Origin of the sequence: Nocardioides potassii, from assembly GCF_021648885.1 — a bacterium.
Classification (GTDB): Bacteria; Actinomycetota; Actinomycetes; order Propionibacteriales; family Nocardioidaceae; genus Nocardioides; species Nocardioides potassii.
Genome location: NZ_JAKJHZ010000008.1, coordinates 1 through 23,868 on the forward strand (window position 1 = coordinate 1; position 23,868 = coordinate 23,868).

General features: G+C 72.4%; 21 protein-coding genes. 14 read left to right on the forward strand and 7 right to left on the reverse strand.

Translation table 11 applies throughout. The annotated features are described in order from the left end of the window. The first annotated feature begins 228 nt into the window (after positions 1 to 228). Both L2K70_RS13495 and L2K70_RS13500 read left to right on the forward strand, forming a co-directional pair. A complete protein-coding gene (locus L2K70_RS13495; protein ID WP_236402696.1) occupies positions 229 to 1,377 on the forward strand; it encodes a CaiB/BaiF CoA transferase family protein in 1,149 nt (382 codons plus the stop codon). A gap of 65 nt (positions 1,378 to 1,442) precedes the next feature. Next, positions 1,443 to 2,891 (forward strand): flavin-containing monooxygenase, encoded by a 1,449-nt coding sequence (locus L2K70_RS13500; RefSeq protein ID WP_236402697.1) that lies wholly within the window; start codon positions 1,443 to 1,445, stop codon positions 2,889 to 2,891. Positions 2,892 to 2,898: 7 nt separating this feature from the next. On the opposite strand, the gene L2K70_RS13505 is transcribed toward L2K70_RS13500, so the two are convergent. The 3 genes from L2K70_RS13505 to L2K70_RS13515 are packed head-to-tail and all read right to left on the reverse strand — an operon-like array spanning position 2,899 to position 4,327. Next, entirely contained in the window at positions 2,899 to 3,294 is a 396-nt protein-coding gene (locus L2K70_RS13505) for an arsenate reductase ArsC (protein WP_268930611.1), read from the reverse strand. Then, the gene (locus L2K70_RS13510) at positions 3,291 to 3,974 is read right to left on the reverse strand and encodes an aquaporin (protein ID WP_236402698.1); all 684 of its coding nucleotides are present in this window, start codon (positions 3,972 to 3,974) and stop codon (positions 3,291 to 3,293) included. The genes L2K70_RS13505 and L2K70_RS13510 overlap by 4 nt, the downstream gene beginning before the upstream one ends. After that, positions 3,971 to 4,327 (reverse strand): ArsR/SmtB family transcription factor, encoded by a 357-nt coding sequence (locus tag L2K70_RS13515; protein WP_236402699.1) that lies wholly within the window; start codon positions 4,325 to 4,327, stop codon positions 3,971 to 3,973. The genes L2K70_RS13510 and L2K70_RS13515 overlap by 4 nt, the downstream gene beginning before the upstream one ends. A gap of 76 nt (positions 4,328 to 4,403) precedes the next feature. On the opposite strand from L2K70_RS13515, the gene L2K70_RS13520 reads away from it, so the two are divergent. From L2K70_RS13520 to L2K70_RS13540, 5 genes are all read left to right on the forward strand, one after another. After that, positions 4,404 to 4,844: an ArsI/CadI family heavy metal resistance metalloenzyme gene (locus tag L2K70_RS13520; protein ID WP_236402700.1), complete on the forward strand. Its 441-nt coding sequence runs from the start codon at positions 4,404 to 4,406 to the stop codon at positions 4,842 to 4,844. A gap of 212 nt (positions 4,845 to 5,056) precedes the next feature. Next, positions 5,057 to 6,586, forward strand: a complete 1,530-nt coding sequence (locus tag L2K70_RS13525) for a DEAD/DEAH box helicase (protein ID WP_236402701.1) — start codon at positions 5,057 to 5,059, stop codon at positions 6,584 to 6,586. A 161-nt stretch (positions 6,587 to 6,747) separates the two neighbouring features. Continuing rightward, positions 6,748 to 7,851, forward strand: a complete 1,104-nt coding sequence (locus tag L2K70_RS13530; protein ID WP_236402702.1) for an LLM class flavin-dependent oxidoreductase — start codon at positions 6,748 to 6,750, stop codon at positions 7,849 to 7,851. A 50-nt stretch (positions 7,852 to 7,901) separates the two neighbouring features. After that, the gene (locus tag L2K70_RS13535; RefSeq protein WP_236402703.1) at positions 7,902 to 9,029 is read left to right on the forward strand and encodes a carboxylate-amine ligase; all 1,128 of its coding nucleotides are present in this window, start codon (positions 7,902 to 7,904) and stop codon (positions 9,027 to 9,029) included. 20 nt (positions 9,030 to 9,049) lie between these two features. Then, positions 9,050 to 9,736, forward strand: a complete 687-nt coding sequence (locus L2K70_RS13540; protein ID WP_236402704.1) for a CPBP family intramembrane glutamic endopeptidase — start codon at positions 9,050 to 9,052, stop codon at positions 9,734 to 9,736. Positions 9,737 to 9,774: 38 nt separating this feature from the next. Here the strand turns inward: L2K70_RS13540 and L2K70_RS13545 are convergent, their stop codons facing one another. The 4 genes from L2K70_RS13545 to L2K70_RS13560 all read right to left on the reverse strand — a co-directional run bounded on the left by L2K70_RS13545 (position 9,775) and on the right by L2K70_RS13560 (position 13,536). Beyond that, complete coding sequence (locus L2K70_RS13545) at positions 9,775 to 10,656, reverse strand: nucleoside hydrolase (protein WP_236402705.1); 882 nt, start codon at positions 10,654 to 10,656, stop codon at positions 9,775 to 9,777. Continuing rightward, positions 10,653 to 11,549: an NAD(P)H-binding protein gene (locus L2K70_RS13550; RefSeq protein ID WP_236402706.1), complete on the reverse strand. Its 897-nt coding sequence runs from the start codon at positions 11,547 to 11,549 to the stop codon at positions 10,653 to 10,655. Before L2K70_RS13550 ends, L2K70_RS13545 begins: the two co-directional genes overlap by 4 nt. A gap of 12 nt (positions 11,550 to 11,561) precedes the next feature. Beyond that, complete coding sequence (locus L2K70_RS13555; protein WP_236402707.1) at positions 11,562 to 12,884, reverse strand: cation:proton antiporter; 1,323 nt, start codon at positions 12,882 to 12,884, stop codon at positions 11,562 to 11,564. Between the two features lie 73 nt (positions 12,885 to 12,957). Beyond that, on the reverse strand, positions 12,958 to 13,536 hold the full coding sequence (locus tag L2K70_RS13560; RefSeq protein WP_236402708.1) for a helix-turn-helix domain-containing protein: 579 nt from the start codon (positions 13,534 to 13,536) through the stop codon (positions 12,958 to 12,960). A gap of 78 nt (positions 13,537 to 13,614) precedes the next feature. Here L2K70_RS13560 and L2K70_RS13565 point away from each other — a divergent pair, with 78 nt between their 5' ends. The 7 genes from L2K70_RS13565 (at position 13,615) to L2K70_RS13595 (ending at position 23,726) form a co-directional block, all read left to right on the forward strand. Then, positions 13,615 to 14,826: an acetyl-CoA C-acetyltransferase gene (locus L2K70_RS13565; protein WP_236402709.1), complete on the forward strand. Its 1,212-nt coding sequence runs from the start codon at positions 13,615 to 13,617 to the stop codon at positions 14,824 to 14,826. Between the two features lie 122 nt (positions 14,827 to 14,948). Further along, the gene (locus L2K70_RS13570; protein WP_236402710.1) at positions 14,949 to 17,168 is read left to right on the forward strand and encodes a 3-hydroxyacyl-CoA dehydrogenase NAD-binding domain-containing protein; all 2,220 of its coding nucleotides are present in this window, start codon (positions 14,949 to 14,951) and stop codon (positions 17,166 to 17,168) included. Positions 17,169 to 17,324: 156 nt separating this feature from the next. Further along, a complete protein-coding gene (locus L2K70_RS13575) occupies positions 17,325 to 18,023 on the forward strand; it encodes an ABC transporter ATP-binding protein (protein WP_236402711.1) in 699 nt (232 codons plus the stop codon). After that, entirely contained in the window at positions 18,007 to 19,545 is a 1,539-nt protein-coding gene (locus L2K70_RS13580) for a hypothetical protein (RefSeq protein ID WP_236402712.1), read from the forward strand. Before L2K70_RS13575 ends, L2K70_RS13580 begins: the two co-directional genes overlap by 17 nt. Before the next feature lie 184 nt (positions 19,546 to 19,729). Then, positions 19,730 to 20,356: a PadR family transcriptional regulator gene (locus L2K70_RS13585; RefSeq protein ID WP_236402713.1), complete on the forward strand. Its 627-nt coding sequence runs from the start codon at positions 19,730 to 19,732 to the stop codon at positions 20,354 to 20,356. After that, positions 20,353 to 21,075, forward strand: coding sequence for an ABC transporter ATP-binding protein (locus L2K70_RS13590; protein WP_236402714.1), 723 nt, complete (start codon positions 20,353 to 20,355; stop codon positions 21,073 to 21,075). Before L2K70_RS13585 ends, L2K70_RS13590 begins: the two co-directional genes overlap by 4 nt. After that, on the forward strand, positions 21,072 to 23,726 hold the full coding sequence (locus L2K70_RS13595) for an ABC transporter permease (RefSeq protein WP_236402715.1): 2,655 nt from the start codon (positions 21,072 to 21,074) through the stop codon (positions 23,724 to 23,726). The genes L2K70_RS13590 and L2K70_RS13595 overlap by 4 nt, the downstream gene beginning before the upstream one ends. Positions 23,727 to 23,868 lie beyond the last annotated feature (142 nt).

Consider the following 23,868-nt stretch of genomic DNA (forward strand, 5'->3'; position numbering starts at 1 on the left):
GAGGTGTCGGGGGTGCTGGTGGGCCATGCCGGGTGTGTGCCGGACGTTGGCAACGAGTTGCAAGGTGGTCTGGGTCACCTCCGGTTGTGGTCACCGGATGTCCGGTGACCACAACGCTTGTCGGCCGAGATCTCGGGTACGAACCGTAGGACTCACCGGATATCCGGTGACTCCAGCCGTGCGGCCGCGCCCTCGCGACCGTGACAGCGTCGGTGTCATGATCGGCCCATGACGTACGAGCTGGGTCAGGGCACCGGGCCGCTGCGGGGCGTGAAGGTGGTGGAGCTCGCCGGGATCGGGCCCGGCCCGCACGCGTGCATGCTGCTGGCCGACCTCGGCGCGGACGTGATCCGCATCGACCGCCCGGGCGGGGGGATGTTCGCGCTCGGGCGCCAGGACCTGCTCAACCGCGGCCGGCCGAGTGTCGCGCTCGACCTCAAGCAGCCGGCCGCGATCGAGACCGTGCTCCGGCTCGTCGAGAAGGCGGACGTCCTCGTCGAGGGCCTGCGCCCGGGTACGACGGAGCGGCTCGGCCTCGGGCCCGACGACTGCCTGGCCCGGAACCCCCGGCTGGTCTACGGCCGGATGACCGGCTGGGGGCAGGACGGGCCGTGGGCGCAGGTCGCCGGGCACGACATGAACTACATCGCGATCACCGGCGCCCTCCACGGCCTCGGCCAGGACCGCGACCGGCCGCACTTCCCGGGCAACCTGCTCGGCGACTTCGGCGGCGGGTCGACCTACCTCGTCGTCGGCATCCTCGCCGCCTTGCTCGAGGCGCGGGTCAGCGGCGAGGGACAGGTCGTCGACGCGGCCATCGTCGACGGCACTGCCCACCTCAACACGATCGCCTCCGGTTTCGCCGCGATGGGCCTCGACAGCGGTCGGCGCCGGTCGGGACTGCTGGACGGCGGCACCCCCTGGTACGACGTCTACGAGACGGCGGACGGCGAGCACGTCAGCGTCGGCGCGCTCGAGCCGCAGTTCTGGGCGGCGCTGGTCGAGCGGATCGGCGTCGAGCTGCCCGACCGCGACGACCCGGCCAGCGCGCGCGTGATCAGGGAGAGACTCACGACGAGGTTCAAGGAGCGGACGCAGGCCGAGTGGGCCGAGGTCTTCGACGGCACGGACGCCTGCGTCGCGCCCGTCGTACCGCTCGCCGAGGCGCCGCACCACCCGCACCTCGCTGCGCGCGGCACCTTCGTCGAGCGCGACGGCATCACCCAGCCGGCCCCCGCGCCGCGCTTCTCGCGCACCGAGGCCGCCCTCGGCACCCCGCCGGCCCTGCCGGGCGAGCACACCGGTGAGGCGCTGGCGGCCTGGGGGATCGACGACGTCGACGCGCTGATCGCCTCGGGGGCGGCGGTGCAGGCCTGATCCCCCGGGCCAGTGAGGTGTAACTCATAGTTACGCCGTCGCCGGGTCGGCCTACATTGGGTGCCATGACGAAGGCCGAGCACGTCGACGTGCTGATCATCGGAGCGGGGCTGTCGGGCATCGGTGCGGCGGCCCACCTGGCCAAGGACCTGCCCGGGACGTCGTACGTCGTCCTCGAGCGGCGCGCGGTCAGCGGCGGCACTTGGGACCTGTTCCGCTACCCCGGCGTGCGGTCCGACTCCGACATGCACACCCTCGGCTACCGGTTCCGGCCGTGGCGCGGAAACGTCGCGCTCGCCGACGGCCAGTCGATCCTCGACTACGTGCGCGACACCGCGCGGGAGTACGGCGTCGACCAGCACGTCCGCTACGGCCACAGCGTCGTCTCGGCGGACTGGGACTCGACGACCGCGCGCTGGACCGTGACGGCCGAGGTCGACGGCGAGCCCCGCACGATCACCGCCGACTTCCTCTGGGCGTGCAGCGGCTACTACGACTACGAGGAGGGCTACACGCCCGACTTCGAGGGGCAGGAGCGCTTCGCCGGTCAGCTCGTGCACCCGCAGCACTGGCCCGAGGACCTCGACTACGCCGGCAAGCGCGTCGTCGTCATCGGCTCGGGCGCGACCGCGGTGACGCTCGTGCCGGCGATGGCCGCGGGCGGTGCGGGCCACGTGACGATGCTCCAGCGCTCGCCGACCTACATCCTCTCGGTGCCGGGCAACGACTCGGTGAAGGCCAGGCTCACCAGGCTGGTGGGGGAGGAGCGGTCGTACTCGCTCACCCGCTGGAAGAACGTCGCGCTGCAGTCCGCGCTCTACCGCATCAGCCGCGCCCGGCCCGACCTCGTGCGCAAGGTGGTGCGGAAGACCAACGTCGCCCAGCTCCCCCCGGGCTACGCCGTGGACACGCACTTCAACCCGTCCTACGACCCGTGGGACCAGCGGATGTGCCTGGTGCCGGACGGCGACCTCTTCGCAGCGATCAAGGACGGCACCGCGTCGGTCGTGACCGACCGGATCGCGTCGTTCACCGAGACCGGCATCGACCTCGTCTCCGGTGAGCACCTCGACGCCGACATCGTCGTCACGGCCACCGGTCTCAACCTGCAGATCTTCGGCGGCGCCGAGCTCTCCGTGGACGGCCAACCCGTCAAGCCGCACGAGACCATGGCCTACCGCGCGATGATGCTCTCGGGCGTGCCCAACTTCGCCTTCACGATCGGCTACACCAATGCCTCGTGGACGCTGAAGGCCGACCTCGTCGCGGAGTACGTCGTCCGACTGCTGAAGCGGCTCCGCTCGACCGGCACGCGCAGCGTCGTACCCGTGCGCGACGACTCGGTCGAGGAGGTCCCGCTCATGGACTTCGACGCCGGCTACGTCCAGCGGCTCGTGCACACCCTGCCGCGGCAAGGCACCGTCGCGCCGTGGGCGCTCAAGCAGAACTACCTCTACGACGCCATCAAGCTCCGCACCGCGAAGCTCGACGACGGCGTGCTCGACTGGCGCTGAGGCGCGGTCAGAGCGAGGCGATCAGGTCCTCGACACGCCGCCTGATCTCGTCGCGGATCGGCCTGACCGCCTCGATGCCCTGCCCCGCAGGGTCGTCGAGCGCCCAGTCCTCGTAGCGCGTGCCGGGGTAGAACGGGCAGGCGTCGCCGCAGCCCATGGTGACGACGACGTCGGCCTGCTGGACAGCCGAGTCACTCAGGAGCTTCGGCTGCTGGCCGGCGATGTCGATGCCGACCTCGGCCATCGCCTCGACGGCGACGGGGTTGATCGACCCGGCGGGCGCCGATCCCGCCGAGAGCACCTCGACGCTGTCGGCGGCGAGGTGGCGCAGCCATCCTGCGGCCATCTGCGAGCGGCCGGCGTTGTGGACGCAGACGAACAGTACGGTCGGCTTCTCACTCAACGGGTGCCTCCTGGGGCGCGCTGGGGCGTGGGGTGGAGCAGCCGCAGCAGGCCGAGGGCGACCGCGCCCCCGACGAGCTGCATGAGGACGAACATCGGCACCGATGCCGGGCTGATGCCGGCGAAGGTGTCGGACAGGGTGCGGGCGACGGTGACCGCCGGATTGGCGAAGCTCGTGGACGAGGTCGACCAGTACGCCGCGACGATCCAGCCGGCGACCGCCCAGGCGATCGTGTCCGAACGGCCCGTGCGGGTGCAGCCGACGATGACGAGCACCAGCCCAGCGGTCGCGACGACCTCGCCGAGCCACAACCCGGTTCCGGTGCGGTCGTGCGACGACAGGTCGACGGCGGACAGGTCGAACATCACGTTGGCGATGATCGCGCCCAGTGCGCCGCCGACGACCTGCGCGACGACGAGGACGGCCGCGGTGCGGGCCGGGATGACGCGGAGCACGAGCTCGACCAGCGTCACGACCGGGTTGAAGGCCGCCGACACCGGCTGGAGCGACACGATCAGGGCGACCAGTGCGGCACCCGTCGCGAGCGAGTTGGCGAGCAGCTGCAGTGCGACGTCGTCAGTGAGCTCGGTCGCCATCACACCCGACCCGACCACCGTGGCGACGAGCAGCATCGTCCCGACCAGCTCGGCGGTGGCGCGCGCGACCAGGGTGGGGGTCATGCGCTCCCGCCGATGAGGGCGGCGACGTCGGCCAGCACCTCGCGTCGTACGGCGTAGTAGACCCACACGCCCCGCTTGGACCGGTCGAGCAGCCCCGCCTCGTGCAGCACCTTGAGGTGGTGGCTGATCGTCGGCTGCGAGATGTCGAAGGCGTCGTTGAGGTCGCACACGCACGCCTCGCCGCCCTCGCTGGCGGCCACGATCGAGACCAGTCGGAGCCGCACGGGGTCCGCGAGCGCCTTCAGCAGCGGTACGACGCGCTCCGCCTGGTCGAGCGACAAGGGCTCGCGCAGGAGGGGTGAGCAGCAGGCGGCCGTCTCGACGGGCGTGAGCGTGAGCAACGACTTCGACACAGATCAATATTGACAGATGTCGATGTCTGCTGCAATCTCAACACATCGACCATCATCTATATGACTGGAGATTCTCATGTCCCGCCTGCAGCTCGCCCTCAACGTCGACGACCTCGAGACGTCGATCGCCTTCTACTCCACGCTCTTCGGCGCCGAACCCCACAAGCGCCGGCCGGGCTACGCCAACTTCGCCATCGCCGAGCCGCCGCTCAAGCTCGTGCTGATCGAGAACCCCGGGAGCGGCGGCAGCATCAACCATCTCGGGGTCGAGGTCGCGGACGTCGACACCGTCGACTCCGAGCTCACCCGCCTCGGTGCCGCGGGCTTCGCGACGACGGAGGAGCGCGACACCACCTGTTGCTACGCCAAGCAGGACAAGTTCTGGGTCCAGGGCACGCCCGACGGCGAGCGGTGGGAGATCTACACGATCACCGACGACCTGACCGCGCCGACCGACGTCGTGGTCGAGGAGACCCGTGAGCAGCTGACGGGAGATGCCCAGCCCTGCTGTGCGTGACCACCGGCTGGGCGTCTGAGTGGCGGCTCACACCGCAAACGATTCGCGGGAACACTACCCGTCCCACTAGCGTTGTCACCTCAGACGCCCGGCCGGTCTTGCCCCGGGCGCAGGTCCCCGATCCGGGTGACCCTCCCTCACTACTGAGGCACGTACGCCGCTCGACACAGATGCGGCTCACGGTGGCGAGACGCCAACCGAAAGCAACTCACATGACCTTCGCCGACCTCGGCGTCCCGTCCTCGCTCGTCCAGATCCTGGAGCAGCAGGGCATCACCACTCCCACCCCCATCCAGACCGCGACGCTGCCCGACAGCCTCGCCGGGCGCGACGTCCTCGGCCGTGGCCGCACCGGCTCGGGCAAGACGTACGCCTTCCTCCTCCCGCTCGTCGCCCGCCTGGACGCGAGCAAGCTGCCGGCCATGCCGCGCAAGCCGCGCGCGCTGATCCTGGCGCCGACCCGCGAGCTCGTCGGACAGATCGAGGCCTCGCTCAAGCCGCTCGCGGACGCGACCGGTCTCACCACCCGCACCGTCTTCGGCGGCGTCGGTCAGAACCCGCAGGTGACCGCGCTCAAGAAGGGCGTCGACATCGTCATCGCCTGCCCCGGCCGCCTCGAGGACCTCATGGGCCAGGGCTACGCCGACCTGTCGGCCGTCGAGATCACCGTCCTCGACGAGGCCGACCACATGGCCGACCTCGGCTTCCTGCCCGGCGTGCGCCGGATCATGGACAAGACGCCGCGGACGGGCCAGCGCATGCTGTTCTCCGCCACCCTCGACAAGGCGATCGACGTCCTGGTGAAGCGCTTCCTCACCGACGCCGTGACCCACGAGGCCGACTCGGCGCAGTCGCCGGTCGCCACGATGAAGCACCACGTCCTGCACCTCTCGCGCGAGCAGCGGGTGCCGGTGCTGGTCGACCTGACCAGCGCGCCCGGACGCACGGTCGTCTTCACGCGCACCAAGTACGGCGCCAAGGCGCTGGCCCGCCAGCTCAACAAGAACGGTGTGCCGAGCGTCGAGCTCCACGGCAACCTGTCCCAGAACGCGCGCACCCGCAACATGGAAGCGTTCCACGCAGGCCACGCCACGACCCTGGTCGCCACCGACATCGCCGCCCGCGGCATCCACGTCGACGACGTGTCGCTGGTCGTCCACGCCGACCCGCCGGTCGAGCACAAGGCCTACCTGCACCGCTCGGGCCGTACGGCGCGCGCGGGCAACGAGGGCACCGTGATCACCCTCATGACCGACGAGCAGCAGCGCGACGTGCGCGACCTGACCCGTCAGGCCGGCATCAAGCCCGTCACCACCAAGGTCGACGGCCCCAGCCACCCCGTGCTGGTCCAGCTCGCTCCCGGCGAACGGACGCTGGTCCCCGGTGGCCTCACCGTCGAGGCGCCGGCAGCCGGCGCCAACGGTGGTGGCGGTCGCTCCACCGGTGCCAACGCCCAGCGCAAGCGGGCCCGCAAGTCCGGCCAGACCAACGGCCGGTCGCGGCGCGGCAACCCGACGTCGTACACCACCGAGACCGGCCAGCCCTCGGGCTCCGGCTCGTCCGGCTCGTCCAACGGTGGCGGTGGCCAGCGCCGTCGCTCCGGCGGCGGCCAGTCCTCGCAGGGCGGCCAGGGAGGCAACGGCGGCAACCGACGTCGCTCCGGTGGCCGGTCCTCGCAGGGTCGCGGCCAGTCCTCGCAGGGCGGCGGGCACAGCGCCGCGTCGTTCTCCCGCGGCCGCTGACGGACACGATCACACCTCTCGACCGCTGGTCGAGGAAGGCGCCCTGGCGCCTGTCACGAGACCTGCACCGGGTCTGGTGACGGTCGCTGCGCGACCTCCTCGACCAGCGGAATGATGCTCCCGTCCCGATCGTTCACCCTTCAACCAACCCGGAGGCTGACATGACCGACGACGTCCGCGAGTTCGACCACAGAGTGCTCGGCACGAAGGAGCACCCGAGCCTCGGGCTCGACACGTTCGGCGACGCGCCCCTCGACGGCGCTCCCGGCAACCACGCCGAGACGATCCGGGAGGTCGTCGCGGAGGCGGTGCTGGCGGACCGGGTCGGCCTCGACTACATCGGCCTCGGTGAGCACCACCGCGCGGACTACGCGATCTCCGCGCCGGACGTCGTCCTGGCCGCCATCGCCGGACAGACCGAGCGGATCCGCCTCGGCACCGGTGTCACGGTCCTGTCCTCGGACGACCCGATCCGGGTCTACGAGCGCTTCGCCACCCTCGACGCCGTGAGCAACGGCCGCGCCGAGGTGCAGCTGGGTCGCGGCTCCTTCATCGAGTCCTTCGGGCTGTTCGGCCTCGACCTCGGTGACTACGACCGGCTCTTCGAGGAGAAGCTCGACCTCTTCGCCGCCGTCCAGCGCGAGCAGCCGGTGACGTGGGAGGGCACGATCCGCACGCCGCTGGTCGACCAGCCGGTCTTCCCGACCACTGCGGCCGGGAAGGTGCCCGCCTGGATCGGTGTCGGCGGCACGCCGCAGTCCGTCGTACGGGCTGCGCGCTACGGCATGCCGCTGATGCTCGCCGTGATCGGCGGCTCGCCGTCGGCGTTCGTGCCGTTCGCCGACCTCTACCGCGACGCGCTCGGCCAGCTCGGCCTGCCCGAGCTCCCGATCGGCATGCACTCGCCGGGCCACATCGCGGCGACCGACGACGAGGCGCGCGAGCAGCTCTACCCCCACCAAGCCGAGCTGGTCACCCGCATCGGCCGCGAGCGCGGCTGGGGTCCCTACAGCCGGATCGCCTTCGAGCAGTCGGCCTCGCCGACCGGCGCGCTCTTCGTCGGCTCGCCCGAGACCGTCGCCCAGAAGATCGCCTGGGCCGCACGGACCCTCGGCCTCTCCCGCTTCCAGCTGAAGTACTCCGTCGGTGCGCTCCCGCACGAGCAGCGGCTCGAGTCCATCCGCCTCTACGGCGAGGAGGTCGTACCGCGCGTCCGCGAGCTCCTGGCCGCCGACGCGGGCGCTCGGCAGGCCCAGGACCGCTGAGGCCCCGGGGAGGGGGCGGGGCCCGACACGGGTTTGATTGGATCGATCCCATGCGAACGATCGGGGTGGAGGAGGAGCTGCTCCTCGTCGACGCGGGCACGGGCCGGCCGAGCAACGTCGCGGCGGAGGTGATCCGGGCGGCGGAGGCGAGGGACGTGCGCAACCCGATGCCCGCCGACGAGCACGGCGGGTCGCTGGGCCACGAGCTGCACCAGACCCAGGTCGAGACCGACACGCCGCCGGTCGACAGCCTGGCCGCGCTCGAGGACGCGCTGCGTGCCTGGCGCGAGCGCACGCGCGCGGCCGCCCTCGAGGTGGGTGCGCGGGTGGTGGCGACCGGGACGTCACCGCTCGCCGGCCAGACGAGGGTGGAGCGGACCGACAGGTACGACGCGATGGCGCAGCGCTACGGGCTCGTCATCGCCGAGCAGCTCGTCTGCGGCTGCCACGTCCACGTGTCGGTGTCGGGCGCGGCCGAGGGCGTCGGCGTGCTGGACCGGATCCGCACGTGGCTGCCGCTGCTGCTGGCGATCAGCGCGAACTCGCCGTGGTCGCAGTCGGTCGACACCGCCTACGAGAGCTACCGCTCCCAGATGCAGGCACGCTGGCCCAGCTCGGGCGCCCTGCCCGTGCTCGGCACGCCCGAGGCCTACCGCGCCCACGTCGACGCGATGCTGGCGACCGGCGTGCCGATCGACGAGGCGATGGTCTACACCGACGCCCGGCTGTCCGCGCTGCACCCGACGGTCGAGATCCGTACCGCCGACGTCTGCCTCGACGTCCGCGATGCCGTCGTCGTCGCGGGACTCGCCCGTGCGCTGGTCGAGACCGCCGCCCGCGAGTGGGCCGACGGCGTGCCCGCTCCCGACGTACCGGCTCCGCTGCTGAGGCTGGCCGGCTGGAAGGCGGGTCGCTACGGCCTGACCGGCGAGCTCGTCCACCCGCCCACCGGCACCTCGCGCCCTGCGACTGACGTCCTCGGAGACCTCCTCGACCACGTCGGCGACGCCCTCGACGACGCGGGCGACCGCGAGCACGTGGACGCGGGGATCGCCCGGCTCCTCGCCGACGGAACCGGCGCGCGCCGCCAGCGTGAGCTGCTCGAGGCGGCCGGCGGGGACGAGGAGTCGCAGTCCCGGGCCGTCGTCGCCCTCAGCCGGATCACCGCGGGTGGATGAGGGTCCGTACCGTGGTCGACATGCGCACCTGGATCCAGCGGTCGTTGTGGGACGTCGTCCCGCGCGACCAGCGCGACACCGACGCCGCGTTCCGCCGACGCCAGGTCGTCGCCGCGGTCGTGGTGCTCGTCGGTGCCGGCGTGCTCGGCTGGTCCCTGCGGCTCGAGCCCGGTGGCAACCTCTTCTACGTCGCCGCCGTCGTGCTCGCCCTCGTCTGGGCGGTCGGGGCCTTCCTCTCCGGTCGGCTCCACCTCGGACGGATCGCTGGAGAGGGTGAGATCTTCGTACGACCGATCCTCGCGCCGATCCTGCTCGGCCTGCTGATGGTCGGGATCTTCATCCTCGGGGCGCTCGTCGTGCGGGAGATACCTCCGCTGGCCGACTACGTCTCGTCCGTCCTGGCCTACGCCGACGAGGGATCGCTGGCGCTGCTGGCCGTCATCACGTTCGTCAACGGCATCGCCGAGGAGCTGTTCTTCCGCGGCGCGATGTACGCCGCGATCCCGCGCCACCCCGTCGCCTGGACCACGCTGGCGTACGTCGTCGCGACGCTCGCCACGGGCAACATCATGCTCGGCTTCGCGGCCGTCCTGCTCGGCGCGGTCTGCGGCCTCGAACGACGCGCGAGCGGCGGGATCCTCGCACCGATCCTGACCCACATCACGTGGTCCCTGTCGATGCTCTTCCTGCTCCCACTGCTCTTCTAGTCCGACCGGCCGCGCTCGGGCGGCACGCGGCCTGCTCGTCAGGCACCGCCGAGCATCGTCTCGACGAAGGCCGTCGCGACGGCTGCTGCGTCCACGTCCACGACGACGTCCACCAGGGTGCCGCTGGCGTCGTCGGTGAGCACGTCCCCGAGCATGCCGATGCGACGGCGCTCGGTGACGAAGAGGTGGGGGTGGGTGAGGAGCACGAGGGCGCCCGCGTCACCGATGAGGTGGTTGCGTCGAACCTGGATCAGCTCGCCCGCGAGCACGGCGCTGGGCCGCTGGCTCCCGCGGAGGAGGTCGATGTCGGCGGCCGCCACCGCGACCCGTTCGAAGACGTCGGCCACGTAGAGCGTCGTGGGGCGTCCGGCGGCGATGACCTCAGCAGTCGCGGCGGCGTCGTGGGACGCGTTGAACTCCGGAGGCTGCTCCACGACCAGCTCGCCACCGACCAGCACGAGCGCGTCGGAGTGCGGCGCCAGCCGAGCGACGTTGGTCATGGGAGCCAGCCCGACGAGGGTCACGGCTCCGCCGCGTGCCGCCTCGGCGAGCAGGTCCACCGGATCGGCGTCGACCGGGTCGGGGCCGGAAGGGGCCGACACCCCGCCCAGGCCGTCCGGGCCATGGTTCGTGGGACCGGTGCGCGGACCGCGACCCTGCGTCGTCCGACGCGCACCGATGGCGACCGGCACGTGTGCGGCGCCGGCCTGCGCCAGCACGCCGGTGGAGTTGTGCGCGGCGCGCTCGGCGGGGACGTTGCCTGAGACAGTGGTCACTGCACACAGGTCGAGAGCGCCGCTGCTGACGGCGTACAGCAGCGCTAGCGCGTCGTCGATGCCGGTGTCCACGTCGAGGACGATGCGTGTGCCCTTCGTGACCGCTCGCTCGTCCGACGCGCTGGTGGCGTGCCGGTCGATCACTGGCTCTCGGACGCGCGTTCCTCCAACGCCCGCCGCACGGACTCGTCGTAGGACAGCGGCTCGCCCGGCACCACGTCGCGGATCGACGTGTCGCGGACGAGGACCTCGGTCGACATCGAGTCGATCAGGTTGCGACCGGTCGTGACGTCGACGTCGGTGACGAGCGCGAGCCAGCGCGACGACAGGCCGGGGGTGAGCAGCGGGAGGACGACGATCGGGAGCTTGCGGCCTGTCATCGCGAGCGCCACGCCCTGGAGCATGTCGCCGTAGGTGAGCTGGTCCGGGCCGCCGATCTCGAAGACGCGACCCAGCGCGTCCGGGTGGTCGACGACGCCGGCGAGGTAGCGCACCACGTCGTCGATCGCGATCGGCTGCGTGCGCGTGCCGACCCACTTGGGCACGACCATCGCGGGGAGGTTCTTCACGAGCTGGCGGGTGATCTCCCACGAGATGCCGCCGTGGCCGACCACGATCGCGGCGCGCAGGACCGTGACCGGCACGCCGTCCTCGCCGAGCAGGCCCTCGACCTCGCGCCGCGAGCGCAGGTGCGCGGACAGGTCGTGCTCCTCGTCGCCGAGGCCGCCCATGTAGACGATCTGCTTCAGCCCGGCAGCAGCGGCCGCGCGGCTGAAGTTGCGCGCCGCCTCCGCGTCCTTGCGCTCGAAGTCGGGGTCGTCGAGCGAGTGCACCAGGTAGATGGCGACGTCGACGCCCTCGAGCGCCGGGACCAGGGAGTCGGCGTCCATCACGTCCGCGCCGACCGGGTCGCCCGGGCCGTCGTACGTCTCGGGGTGCCGCGTCATGGCGCGCACGTCGTGACCGGCGTCGAGGAGGGCGGGCACGAGGCGGCGGCCGATGAACCCGGTCGCGCCGGTGACGAGGACGGTGCTCATGTGGACACTCTGTCAGCCCACCGAAGTGGAGCGTCCGCGCCGGGCGTCGATCCGGGCCATCGCCGGCGTCGCGGTCACGCCGTGCAGCAGCACCGACGCGATCACCGTGAAGGCGACGGTCGACCACAACCACGGCTCGTCGGGCAGGTGCTCGTGCGCGCCGGCGTACGCGAGGTAGAACAGCGAGCCGACGCCGCGGACGCCGAAGAACGCGACCGCCGCCATCTCGCCGCGGTCGAGCCCACCCTCCTCCCGCTCGTCGCGGCAGAACAGCCGGACGGCGGCGTAGCCCGTCAGCGGGCGCACGACCAGCAGGAGCGCCAGCGCGAGCAGGACCCCGCGCCAGTCGAGGTCGGAGAGCAGCCCCTGCGTCATCGCCATGCCGAGGACCAGCAGGACGAGCAGCGTCATCAACCGCTCCAGGCGGTCGACCACGCCGTGCATCGCGCGCTGGTAGGAGTGACCGCGGTCGGAGGCGCGCAGCCGCATCGCGCACACGAAGACCGCGAGGAACCCGTAGCCGCCGACGAGCTCCGCGGCGCCGTACGACGCCAGCAGCGCGGCGAGTGCCAGCAGTGGCTCGCCGGCGTCGGCGAGGCGCAGCGTCTCCACGCGGGTGTGGAACGCCTGCCGTCCCAGCAGCCACCCGACGACGAGGCCGACCGCGACGCCGGCGGCGATCTTGCCCAGGACGTACCACCCGATCCACGCCCCGGCGTCGAGGGCGGTGAAGCCGCCGGCCAGCAGCAGCAGCGCGAGGTGCACGAAGGGGAAGGCGAGGCCGTCGTTGAGGCCGGCCTCCGCGGTGAGGGCGAAGCGGATGTCGTCGTCCTCCTCGACACCGTCGTCCTCCTCCGCCTCGGCCACGTCCTCGGTGATCGGCTCCCCGACCTGGACGTCGGAGGCCAGCACCGGGTCGGTGGGGGCGAGCACCGCGCCGAGCAGCAGCGCGATCGCGGGCGCGAGCCCAGCCACCCACCAGCCGATCAGCGTCATCGCGCCGATCGTGAGCGGCATCGTGACGAGCAGCAGCCGCCAGACCGGCGACCAGGTGCGGATCGATCGCCACGACCGGAGGTGCAGGTGCCGGTCGATCGCGAGCCCGACGCCCATCAGCGCGACGAGCACCGTGAACTCGGTGACGTGGACGACGAGGTCGCGGTGGTCCCGCGGGTCGAGGCTGACCTCGTCCGCCATCGGCAGCAGCCCGAAGAGCATGCCCACCCCGACCAGCACCATCGGCGGGGACAGCGCGATGCGCTGGGTGGCGAGGGGCAGGACCGTCGCGACGAGCAGGGACAGGCCGAGCAGCAGGTAGACGGCTGCGCCGGTCATCGGGTCCGCTCGCTCGACGCTGTCATGTGCCCAGCCTGCCAACACCCGTCACGACCCGTGACACCCCGTGGGGCTAGTGCCGAGGTTGCCTGCCGTCGTACGTCGCCTGGCTGGCGTCGATCGCCTGCTCGTAGGCGGCGACGAGGCCGGCGATGGTGAGCGGCTTGAGCCGGTGGATGAACTCGCGCAGCTGCTCGGCGGTGTAGCCGGCGGCGCGGAACTGCGGCCACACCATCGTCCGGACGATCTCCGACAGCTCCTCGGCGACCTGCCGGCCGTGCTCGGCGTACACCTCGGCGACGGCCGCGGCCGCCTCCGGCGAGATACCCATCCCCGACAGGCCGCCGGGCACGTCCACGTCGCGGTCGCCGGTGACGGGAGCGAGGAGTGAGAGGTGCAGGGCGATGTCGGAGGGGGTGGCGCTGTCGGGGATCGCGTCGACGTACTTCTCGATCGCGGACAGCGTGAAGCCGTGGCCCTGGAGCTCGCGGACGAGCTCGAGCCGGGCGACGTGGTCGGGGCCGTAGTAGCCCGAGCGGCCGCGGCGCACCGGCGAGGGGACCAGGCCGCGTGAGGCGTAGAAGCGCACGTTGCGCGCGCTCACTCCCGTGCGCTCGGTCAGCTCGTCGAGCGTGAGCAGCTCGGTCTCCACCACTTCTCCTCCATCTCTCCTTCATGACGCGGGTCACACCTGTTGGACTGTGACAGTAATGGTGTCACAATCGCTGGCATGGCAGAAGCATTCGTCTACGACCACATCCGGACGCCTCGTGGCCGCGGCAAGGCCGTCGGCTCGCTGCACGAGGTCAAGCCGGTCGACCTGGTCGTCGGACTCCTCGACGAGCTCAAGACCCGCAATCCCACGCTCGACCCGGCCCGCGTCGACGACGTCGTGCTCGGCGTGGTGACCCCGATCGGCGACCAGGGCGGCGACATCGCCAAGACCGCTGCCCTCAAGGCCGGCTACCCCGAGACCGTCGCCGGCGTGCAGCTCAACCGCTTCTGCGCCTCCGGCCTCGAGGCCGTGAACCAGGCCGCGCAGCGCGTGCGCTCCGGCTTCGAGGACCTCATCCTCGCCGGCGGTGTCGAGTCGATGAGCCGTGTGCCGATGGGCAGCGACGGCGGTGCCTGGGCGATGGACCCCGCCACCGCGCTGCAAACCGGCTTCGTGCCGCAGGGCATCGGCGCCGACCTGATCGCCACGATCGAGGGCTGGAGCCGCGAGGACGTCGACGCCTACGCCGCCGAGTCCCACCACCGCGCCGCCAAGGCGTGGGCCAACGGCTACTTCGACGACGCCGTCATCCCGGTGCGCGACCTGTCGGGCGTGACCGTCCTCGACCGCGACGAGACCGTGCGCCCCGACACCTCGGTCGAGGGCCTCGCCGGGCTCAAGCCGTCGTTCGCGCAGATCGGTCGCGACGCCGGCTTCGACGACGTGGCGCTCGAGAAGTACCACTGGATCCCCGCGATCGACCACGTCCACCACGCCGGCAACTCCTCGGGCATCGTCGACGGCGCGGCCGTGATGGCGATCGGCACGGAGGAGGCCGGTACGTCGATGGGGCTGACGCCGAAGGCGCGCATCATCGCGACCGCGGTGTCGGGCGCCGACCCGACGATCATGCTCACCGGCCCGGCGCCGGCCGCGCGCAAGGCGCTCGCGAAGGTCGGGCTCGAGGTCGACGACATCGACCTGTGGGAGATCAACGAGGCGTTCGCCGCCGTCGCCATGCGGTTCATGCGCGACATGGGCATCAGCCACGACGTCACCAACGTCAACGGCGGCGCCATCGCCATGGGCCACCCCCTCGGCGCCACCGGCGCGATGATCCTCGGCACCCTCGTCGACGAGCTCGCCCGCCGCGACCAGAAGCGCGGCCTCGCCACGCTCTGCGTCGGCGGCGGCATGGGCATCGCCACGATCGTCGAGCTGGTCTGACCTTCCCCCGTCGCTGGTTGAGCTGCGAGGGCGCCCAGCGCCCGAGCCTCGAAACCAGCCCCACCTGCAGAGCCTGGTCTCGTGACGGGACTTCGTCCCTCCTCGACCAGCGAAGGAGAGCAATGAGCACCACCACTGAGACCGCCGTCCGCTACGACCGCGACGCCGACGGCATCGTCACGCTGACCCTCGACGACCCGACGGCCAGTGCGAACACGATGAACGAGCTCTACCAGGCCTCGATGCAGGCCGCGGTCGAGCGGCTGTACGACGAGCAGGACGAGGTCACCGGCGTCGTGCTGGCGAGCGCGAAGAAGACCTTCTTCGCCGGCGGCAACCTCAAGGAGATGGTGAAGGCCACCGCCGAGGACGCCGACGAGATCTTCGCGATGGGCGAGGCGGTCAAGGCCAGCCTCCGCCGCCTCGAGACGTTCCCGCGGCCGGTGGTCGCGGCGATCAACGGCGCGGCGCTCGGTGGCGGCCTCGAGATCGCGCTGGCGGCCAACCACCGGATCGCCGTCGACGACCGCTCGGTCAAGATCGGGCTGCCCGAGTCGACGCTCGGCCTGCTGCCCGGCGGCGGCGGGGTGACGCGCGTCGTACGCATGCTGGGGCTGCAGTCCGCGTTGATGGACGTGCTGATGCCGGGCACGCAGTTCGACCCCCAGGGTGCGCAGGCCAAGGGCCTCGTCGACGAGCTCGTCGCCACCCGCGAGGAGCTGGTCCCGGCCGCGAAGGCGTGGATCCTCGCCCATGAGGACGACGCGGACGCGGCGAAGAACCCGTGGGACCGCGACGGCTACAAGATGCCCGGCGGCACCCCGAAGACCCCCGCGCTGGCGCAGTTCCTGCCGGCCTTCCCGGCGCTGCTGCGCAAGCAGACCAAGGGCGCGGTCTACCCCGCGCCGCGCGCGATCATGAGCGCGGCGGTCGAGGGCGCGCAGGTCGACTTCGACACCGCCTCGCGCATCGAGAGCCGCTACTTCACCAACCTGGTCGTGAGCCAGCAGTCCAAGAACATGATCCAGGCGTTCTTCTTCGACCTGCAGGCCATCAGCTCCGGATCGCTCCGCCCGCAGGGCATCGAGCGGTTCCAGGCGACCAGGGTGGCCGTGCTGGGCGCCGGGATGATGGGTGCGGGCATCGCCTACTCGTGCGCCCGCGCCGGCATGCAGGTCGTGCTGAAGGACGTGACGCTGGAGGCCGCCGAGAAGGGCAGGGCCTACACCGAGAAGCTCAACGCCAAGGGCGTCGAGCGCGGCAAGATCACCCAGGAGAAGGCGGACGAGCTGCTCGGCCGGATCACCCCGACCGCCGACGCGGCCGACCTCACGGGCTGCGACCTCGTGATCGAGGCCGTCTTCGAGGACCCGTCGCTCAAGGCCAAGGTCTTCGCCGAGGTGGCGCCGTACGTCGACGAGGACGCGCTGCTGTGCTCCAACACCTCGACGCTGCCGATCACCGAGCTCGCGACGGGTGTCGACCGGCCCGCAGACTTCATCGGGCTGCACTTCTTCAGCCCGGTCGACAAGATGCCGCTCGTCGAGATCATCCGAGGTGCCGAGACCTCCGACGTCGCGCTCGCGAAGGCGTACGACGTCGTGCAGCAGATCCGGAAGACGCCGATCGTCGTCAACGACTCGCGCGGCTTCTACACCTCGCGCGTCATCGGCACGCAGATCAACGAGGGCCTGACGATGCTCGCCGAGGGCGTGCACCCGGTCTCGCTGGAGCGCGCCGCCACGTCGGCCGGCTTCCCCGTCGGGCCGCTGCAGATCAGCGACGAGCTCAACATGGAGCTGATGGCCAAGATCCGCAAGGCCACCGAGGACGCCGCAGCGCGCGACGGCGTCGACCTCGGCGACTACCCGGCCGGTGACGTGATCTCCACGATGATCGGCCTCGGCCGGCCGTCCCGCCTCAAGGGCGCCGGCTTCTACGACTACGACGAGTCCGGGCGCCGTACGACGCTGTGGCCGGGGCTCGCCGAGCACTTCCCGGTCGCCGAGCAGCAGGTCCCGATCCGCGACGTGCGGGACCGGATGCTCTTCATCGAGGCGCTCGAGACCGCGAAGTGCTTCGAGGAGGGCGTGCTCACCTCGGCCGCCGCGGCCAACATCGGCTCGATCATGGGCATCGGCTTCCCGCCGCTCACCGGCGGCGCCGCCCAGTTCATGACCGGCTGGCAGGCGCTCGACGAGACGGGCCACGGCGTGGGTCCGGTCGGCCTCGACGCCTTCCTGGCGCGTGCCGACGAGCTCGCCGACGCCTACGGCGAGCGGTTCCGCCCGACGCCGTACCTCCGCGAGCTGGCCGCGAGCGGCGGGTCCTTCCCCGCCTGACCCCGGCTGGCCTGACCCGCTGTAACGCCGGGTTAGGTGCTGTACCCCCTATGTTGCTTCGTAGTGGGTAGAGGCACCAACCCGGCGTTACAGCGCTCGCCGGACGGGTACGCCGATTCGGCCACGCGAGAGCCGCAGGCGCGGGAGAATCGTCCGGTGACCCACACCCCCGCCGTCGTCGTCCGCGACCTCCGCGTCCGCTTCGGCGACGTCGAGGCCGTGTCGGGCGTCGACCTGACCGCGGACAGCGGGCAGGCGACCGCGCTGCTCGGCCGCAACGGCGCCGGCAAGTCGACGACCATGAAGGTCCTCGCCGGGGTCGTCCCGCCGACCGCCGGCGCCGTCTCGGTGGCCGGGCACGACGCCGCGACCGACGCCCTCGGCGTGAAGCGGGTGGTCGGCTACTGCCCGGACGTCGGGGGCCTGGTCCCGCGCGCGACGCCCTGGGAGCACCTGCAGCTCACCGCCCGGCTGCGCCGGGTGGACGACTGGGAGGAGCGCGGCCGCGACATGCTGGAGCGCTTCGAGCTCGGCGACGTCGCGCACCGCGTGGTCGGCGGGTTCAGCCACGGCATGAGCCGCCGCCTGAGCGTCGTGCTGGCGGCGCTGCACGAGCCCGCCGTCCTCCTCCTCGACGAGCCCTTCGACGGCGTCGACCCACTCGGCGTCGAGGCCACGCTCGAGGTGGTCGCCGACGCGCGCGCCCGCGGCGCCTGCGTCCTGCTCTCCACCCACCTGCGCGACCTCGCCCTCAAGGCGTGCGGGACCGCCGTCGTGCTGCGCGGCGGCAACCGCGTCGCCGCGATGCAGGCCGCCGAGCTGACCGGCGAGGCCTACCGTGCCCTCCTCGACTGACGCCTGGTCCGACGCGCTGCGCGACACGGGCCACCTCGTCGCCTTCCGCTCCCGGACCGTACGACGCCGCGGTGCCCTCGTCGCCGGGGTCGTCGTGATGCTCGGCCTCACGGTGCTCTTCGCCCTCGGCCCCGGCTCGCTCCACGCCGGCGGCGAGCTCGGCGACCTGCTCGACACGCTCGTCGACTCGCTGACCGGCAACGTCGGCGCCGCGCTCCTCGGGACCCTGGTGCTCTCGATCACCTCGTCGATGAGCTCCGGGGGCGGGCGCGAGCTGCTCTCGCGCAGCGAGGCCGCGATCCACCCGATCAGCGCCCGCACCGAGCACCTCGGTGCCCTCGCGCTGTCGCCGCTCAACCTCGCCTGGTTCATCCAGATGTGGGGGCTGCTCGCTGTTGTCGCGCTCGTCGCGCCGCCCGGTCGGCTCGTCAGCGCCCAGGTCGTCGCCGTGACGTGGATCCTGGCCGCCACCGCCCTCGGGCAGGCGATCGGCTGGGCCGTCGAGGGGGTCCGGCGCACGCCGCACGGCGTGCTGGTCGTCCGGGTCGGCGGCGGCCTGGTCGTCGCAGCCGTCGTGCTGCTGCACCTCACCGGCACCCTGTCCTCGCTCGTCCGAGCGCTGCCGACGACGTGGATCGCGGACGCCATGCTGGGTGAGCGGTGGTACGCCGTCGCGCTCGGGCTGCTCGTCCTCGCCGGCCTCGCCGTCGTACTGGGTGCACGGCCCGCCGCCTGGGCCCTCGGGCTCCCGCCGCGCGAGGAGCTGCGAGTGCAGTCGGGCGTCCACGAGGCCCGTCCCGTCCCCGTCCCGCGCTGGGGCTCCGCCGACCGGGCGCTCCTGCGACGCCTCGACCGCGGCTCGGTCTGGCGCTCGATCGGCATGCGGCGCGGCCTGATCGTCCTCGGCGCCGGTCCCGGCCTGCTCGCGCTGGTCGCCGGACTCCAGTGGAGCACCGTGATCGTCCTGCCCGGTCTTACGGCGAGCGGCGCCGCGCTGCTCTTCGCGGTCAACGCGTGGTGCCTCGACGGCAAGGGGATGGTCTGGCGCGAGACGCTGCCGGTCCCGGCCGCCGACGTGTTCGCCGCCCGGGCGACCGTCATCGCCGAGTGCATGGTCGCCGTGTCCGGCGTGACCGTCCTGCTGGCGGTGCTGCGCAACGGCCTCCCGCCCCTGGTCACCGGCCTGTCGGTCCTGGCCTGCTGGCTCGTCGTGGTGGTGCAGATCCTCGCCACGGCGATGTCGTGGTCGGTGCGCTCGCCCTACTCCGTCGACCTCTCGTCGCCGCGCGCCACCCCGGCACCGCACGCGGCCATGGCGGCGTACGCCGGCAAGCTCTCGCTGGTCACGACGATGACCGCCCTGCTGTTCACCGGCGCCGCCGCGACGCCGGTCGCGTGGCTGCCGATCGCCATGGCCGTGCCGTTCCTGGCCTGGTCGACCTGGAAGCTGCGCCGCGCCCGCCGCCGCTGGCTCGCCCCCGTCGAGCGCGCCCGCATCGTGCTCACCGTCGCCGCCGTCTGACTTCCGCGCAGGAGTCACCGCTTGGGCGGTGACTCCCGCGCTGATGGGGCGTTGCAACGGCCCACTAGCGCGGGACTCGGCCCACCGAGGTGACGTGAGGGACGCGTGCGTCCGTGCATACGTGGTATACATACCCGGTATTCATCGCTCACGGGGGCGGTGGGACGCGATCACGGAGGCACGGATGTCGATCCGGCAGGCGATGCTGGCGATCCTCGAGCAGGGGCCGATGTACGGCTACCAGCTGAGGGCGGAGTTCGAGCAGCGGACGGGGGAGACCTGGCCGCTCAACATCGGGCAGGTCTACACGACCCTGACCCGGCTCGAGCGGGACGGACTGGTCGAGGTCGTCGGACACGGGGGTGCCGACGAGACCGACCAGGCCGACACGAGCAGCGACCGCCAGGTCAGCTACCGCGCCACCGAGGCGGGGCGGAGCGAGGTGTCGGAGTGGTTCGCCACGCCGGTGCCTCGCTCCCAGCCCCCGCGCGACGAGCTGGCCATCAAGCTCGCCATCGCCGTGACGCTCCCGGGCGTCGACGTCGGCACGATCATCCAGCGCCAGCGCAGCGCCACCATGGCCTCGCTCCAGGACTACACCCGGCTCAAGCGCACCGGACGCGCCGCGACGCCGACCGAGCCCGCCGACCTCGCGTGGAGCCTGGTCCTCGACGCTCTCGTATTCGACGCGGAGGCCGAGGTGCGCTGGCTCGACCACTGCGAGGCGCGGCTGCGTCGCGCGGCCGCCGACGCGACCGAGGTACGACGTCAGGCGCCGGCCGCGACGACCGCAGAGGAGGCCGCCCGGTGAACGCCGTCCTCCACCTCGCCGCCGTCTCGCGCATCCACGGCGAGGGTGCCACCGAGGTCCACGCTCTCCGCAGCGTCACCTTCCGCGCCCACCCCGGCGAGCTCGTCGCCGTCATGGGTCCGTCGGGATCCGGCAAGTCGACACTGCTCACCCTCGCCGGCGGCCTCGACGCCCCGACGTCCGGATCGGTGTGGATCGAGGGCACCGACCTCGCCTCCCTCGACAACGCCGGACGCGCCCGCATCCGGCGTACGTCGGTGGGCTACGTCTTCCAGGACTTCAACCTCATCCCGGCCCTCACCGCCGCCGAGAACGTCGCCCTGCCCCGCGAGCTCGACGGCGAGAAGGCGCGGATCGCGCGGCGGCTCGCGCTGACCGCGCTCGAGGAGGTCGGCATCGCCGACCTGGCGGACCGCTTCCCCGACGAGATGTCGGGCGGACAGCAGCAGCGCGTCGCGATCGCCCGCGCGATCGTCGGCGAGCGCCGGCTGATCCTCGCCGACGAGCCGACCGGCGCGCTCGACACCGACACCGGTGAGGAGATCCTCCGGCTGCTCCGCACGCGCTGCGACGCCGGCGCCGCGGGAGTGATGGTGACCCACGAGGCACGCCACGCCGCGTGGGCGGACCGGGTGGTCTTCCTGCGCGACGGCGTCGTCGTGGACGAGACCGGCTCCGACGAGCCCGAGGCCCTGCTCGCCGACGAGGCTTCGAGGTGAGCGGCTGGCGCCCGGCGCTCCGCATCGCCTGGCGCGACGCGCTGCGCCACAGGGGCCGCAGCATCCTCGTCCTGGTGATGATCAGCCTGCCTGTGCTGGCCGTCAGCGCCGCCGCGGTCCTCATCAAGACCTCCGAGGTCACCGGCGTCGAGGCCGCCGACCGCGTCATGGGCGCGGCCGACGCGCGGGTGCGGACCGAGGGCCGCGGCGAGGTGGTCCAGCTGGCCGACCCGATCCGGGGCGACGCGTGGATGCAGGTCGGCGACTTCGACTACGACGACCCGCTCGACGCGTCCGACGTCCAGGCCGTGCTCGGCGACGACGCCCGGCTGGTCCCCATCGCCGCCGGCTGGCAGCGGGCGCGGCTGGGGGAACGGGTCGTCAGCTTCAGCACCACCGGCGTCGACCTGTCCGACCCGCTCGCCCGGGGGCTCTTCGGGCTCGAGACCGGCCGGCTCCCCGGCGCACCCGGCGAGGTCGTCGTCAACGACGCGATGCTCGACAAGGGCTTCGCCATCGGGGACGACGTGCGCGTGGGCGACGCCATGCTGACCATCGTCGGCGCCGGACGCGACGCGACCGTGCGGGACCAGCCGGTCATGCTCGGCTCGGTCGCCGACCTGCCGAGCGACTCGACCAACGTGCGCGAGTGGCTGGTCAGTGGCGGACCCGTGAACTGGTCGACGGTGCGCGAGCTCAACGCCGTCGGCGGGCTGGTGACCTCGCGCGCCGTGCTGGCCGACCCGCCCGACTTCGCGGCGATCGCCGAGCAGATGGGCATGGGCGGGGGCAGCAGCGAGATGGTCGCGGTGGCCGTGCTGATCGTCGTGATGGCCCTCATCGAGGTCGTCCTGCTCGCCGGTCCCGCGTTCGCGGTCGGCGCGCGCCGACACGCCCGTACGCTCGCGCTCATCGCCGCGTCGGGCGGCACCCCGCGGCAGTCGCGCCGGGTGATCCTCGGCAGCGGACTGGTCCTCGGGCTGGTCGCGTCGGCCGTCGGCCTGGTCCTCGGTGTCGTCGCCGGATGGGCCCTGGAGCCGCTCGTCCAGCGGTTCAACGGCGAGTGGTTCGGCCCGTTCGAGCTGCCGTGGCGCTACCTCGCCGCGATCGTCGCCTTCGGCCTCGTCTCGGCCCTCCTCGCCTCCGTCGTGCCGGCCTGGCTGGCCAGCCGGCAGGACGTCGTCGCGGTGCTGGCAGGACGACGCGGCGACCGCCGCCCGCGCGCGTCGACACCGGTCGTCGGCCTGGTGCTCCTCGGCGTCGGCGTCGCCGCGTCGGCGTACGGCGCCGTGACGTCCGACAACAGCAGCGGGGCCTTCTGGATCGCCGGCGCCGCGATCGTGTCGGTGCTCGGCATGATCCTCGTCGTCCCCGTCGTCGTCGCAGCGTTCGCGCGGTGGTCGGGACGCCTGCCCCTGACGGCGCGGTACGCCGCACGCGACGCCGCGCGCCACCGCACGCGGACCGTGCCGGCGGTGGCCGCCGTCGCCGCCACGGTCGCGGGCGTCGTCGCGCTCGGCATCGCCAACGCGAGCGACGAGCTGCAGAACCAGGAGACCTACCGACCGCAGGCCCCGATGGGTGCGGGCGAGCTCACGTGGGCGCCCGAGGTGCTGCCCGGCGAGGCCGCGCCCGACGTCGCCACGACGTGGGACCGGATCGAGAGCGCCATCCACCGGGCCGTCCCCGAGGTGCGGACGACCGCGATCCGGGGGCCCGAGCAGCTCTACGACCCCAACGGCTACACGAGCACCTACGTCGAGGGCCCGCGCGGCATCGAGGAGGACGAGTGCTGCCTCGACTTCTACGGGTTCTCGTCGACGGTCGTCGCCGACCGTGCGGTCGAGCTCGGCCTCGACGGCGAGGAGGCGCGCCTGGTCGACGCTGGGCTATCGGCGGGACAGGTCGTGCTCTTCACGTCACGCACGGACTCCGTGGACGAGGTGACCATTCGGACCGAGACCTGGCGCGGCGAGTCGGCCACGGAGCCCGAGTCCCGGTCGTCCGAGCGCGTGCCCGCCCGGCTCGTCGCGTGGGACGCGGACCGGTTCGGGCCGGCCCCGGCGATGGCCGTGCTGCCCACCGAGGTCGCCGGTGCGGCCGGCATCCCGGTCGCGACGAGCAGCCTGCGGCTCACCGGCGACCTCGACGAGGCGACCGAGACGCGGATCCGGGAGACCGTCGACGCGGTCGTGACCGACTCCTCGCTCTACGTCGAGCGCGGCTACCAGCGGCCCGCCGAGGCGGTCATCATCCTCGTGGTGCTCGGCGCGCTGGGCGCCGTGCTGATGCTCGGCGGGACCCTGACCGCGACGTTCCTCGCGCTCTCGGACGCACGACCCGACCTCGCCACGCTTTCCGCCGTCGGGGCGGCGCCGAGGACCCGGCGCCGGGTCGCGGCGTCGTACGCCCTCGTGATCGGCGCGGTCGGCGCGGTCCTCGGGGCCGCCATCGGCTTCATCCCGGGCATCGCGATCTCACGTCCGCTGACGGCTGGTTACGGCAGCACCGGCCCCGGACCGGACGGGCCGTTCCTGGCGATCCCGTGGGCGCTCGTCCTCGTCATCGTGGTCGCCCTGCCGCTGCTGACCGCCGCGGTGGTCGGGCTGACCGCCCGGTCGCGCCTGCCACTCGTGGCCCGCCTCGACTGACACACCCGCCGGTGTCCGAGGACGCCGCGCCTGTGGACGCGGGGGTGTTCCGTCCGCCCCCGGAGGTAGTCCAGTGGCTTTTGGTTGCGTCTCGGTGCCGGAAACGACCGAAACCCACTGGACTATCGCGGCGGATGGGCAG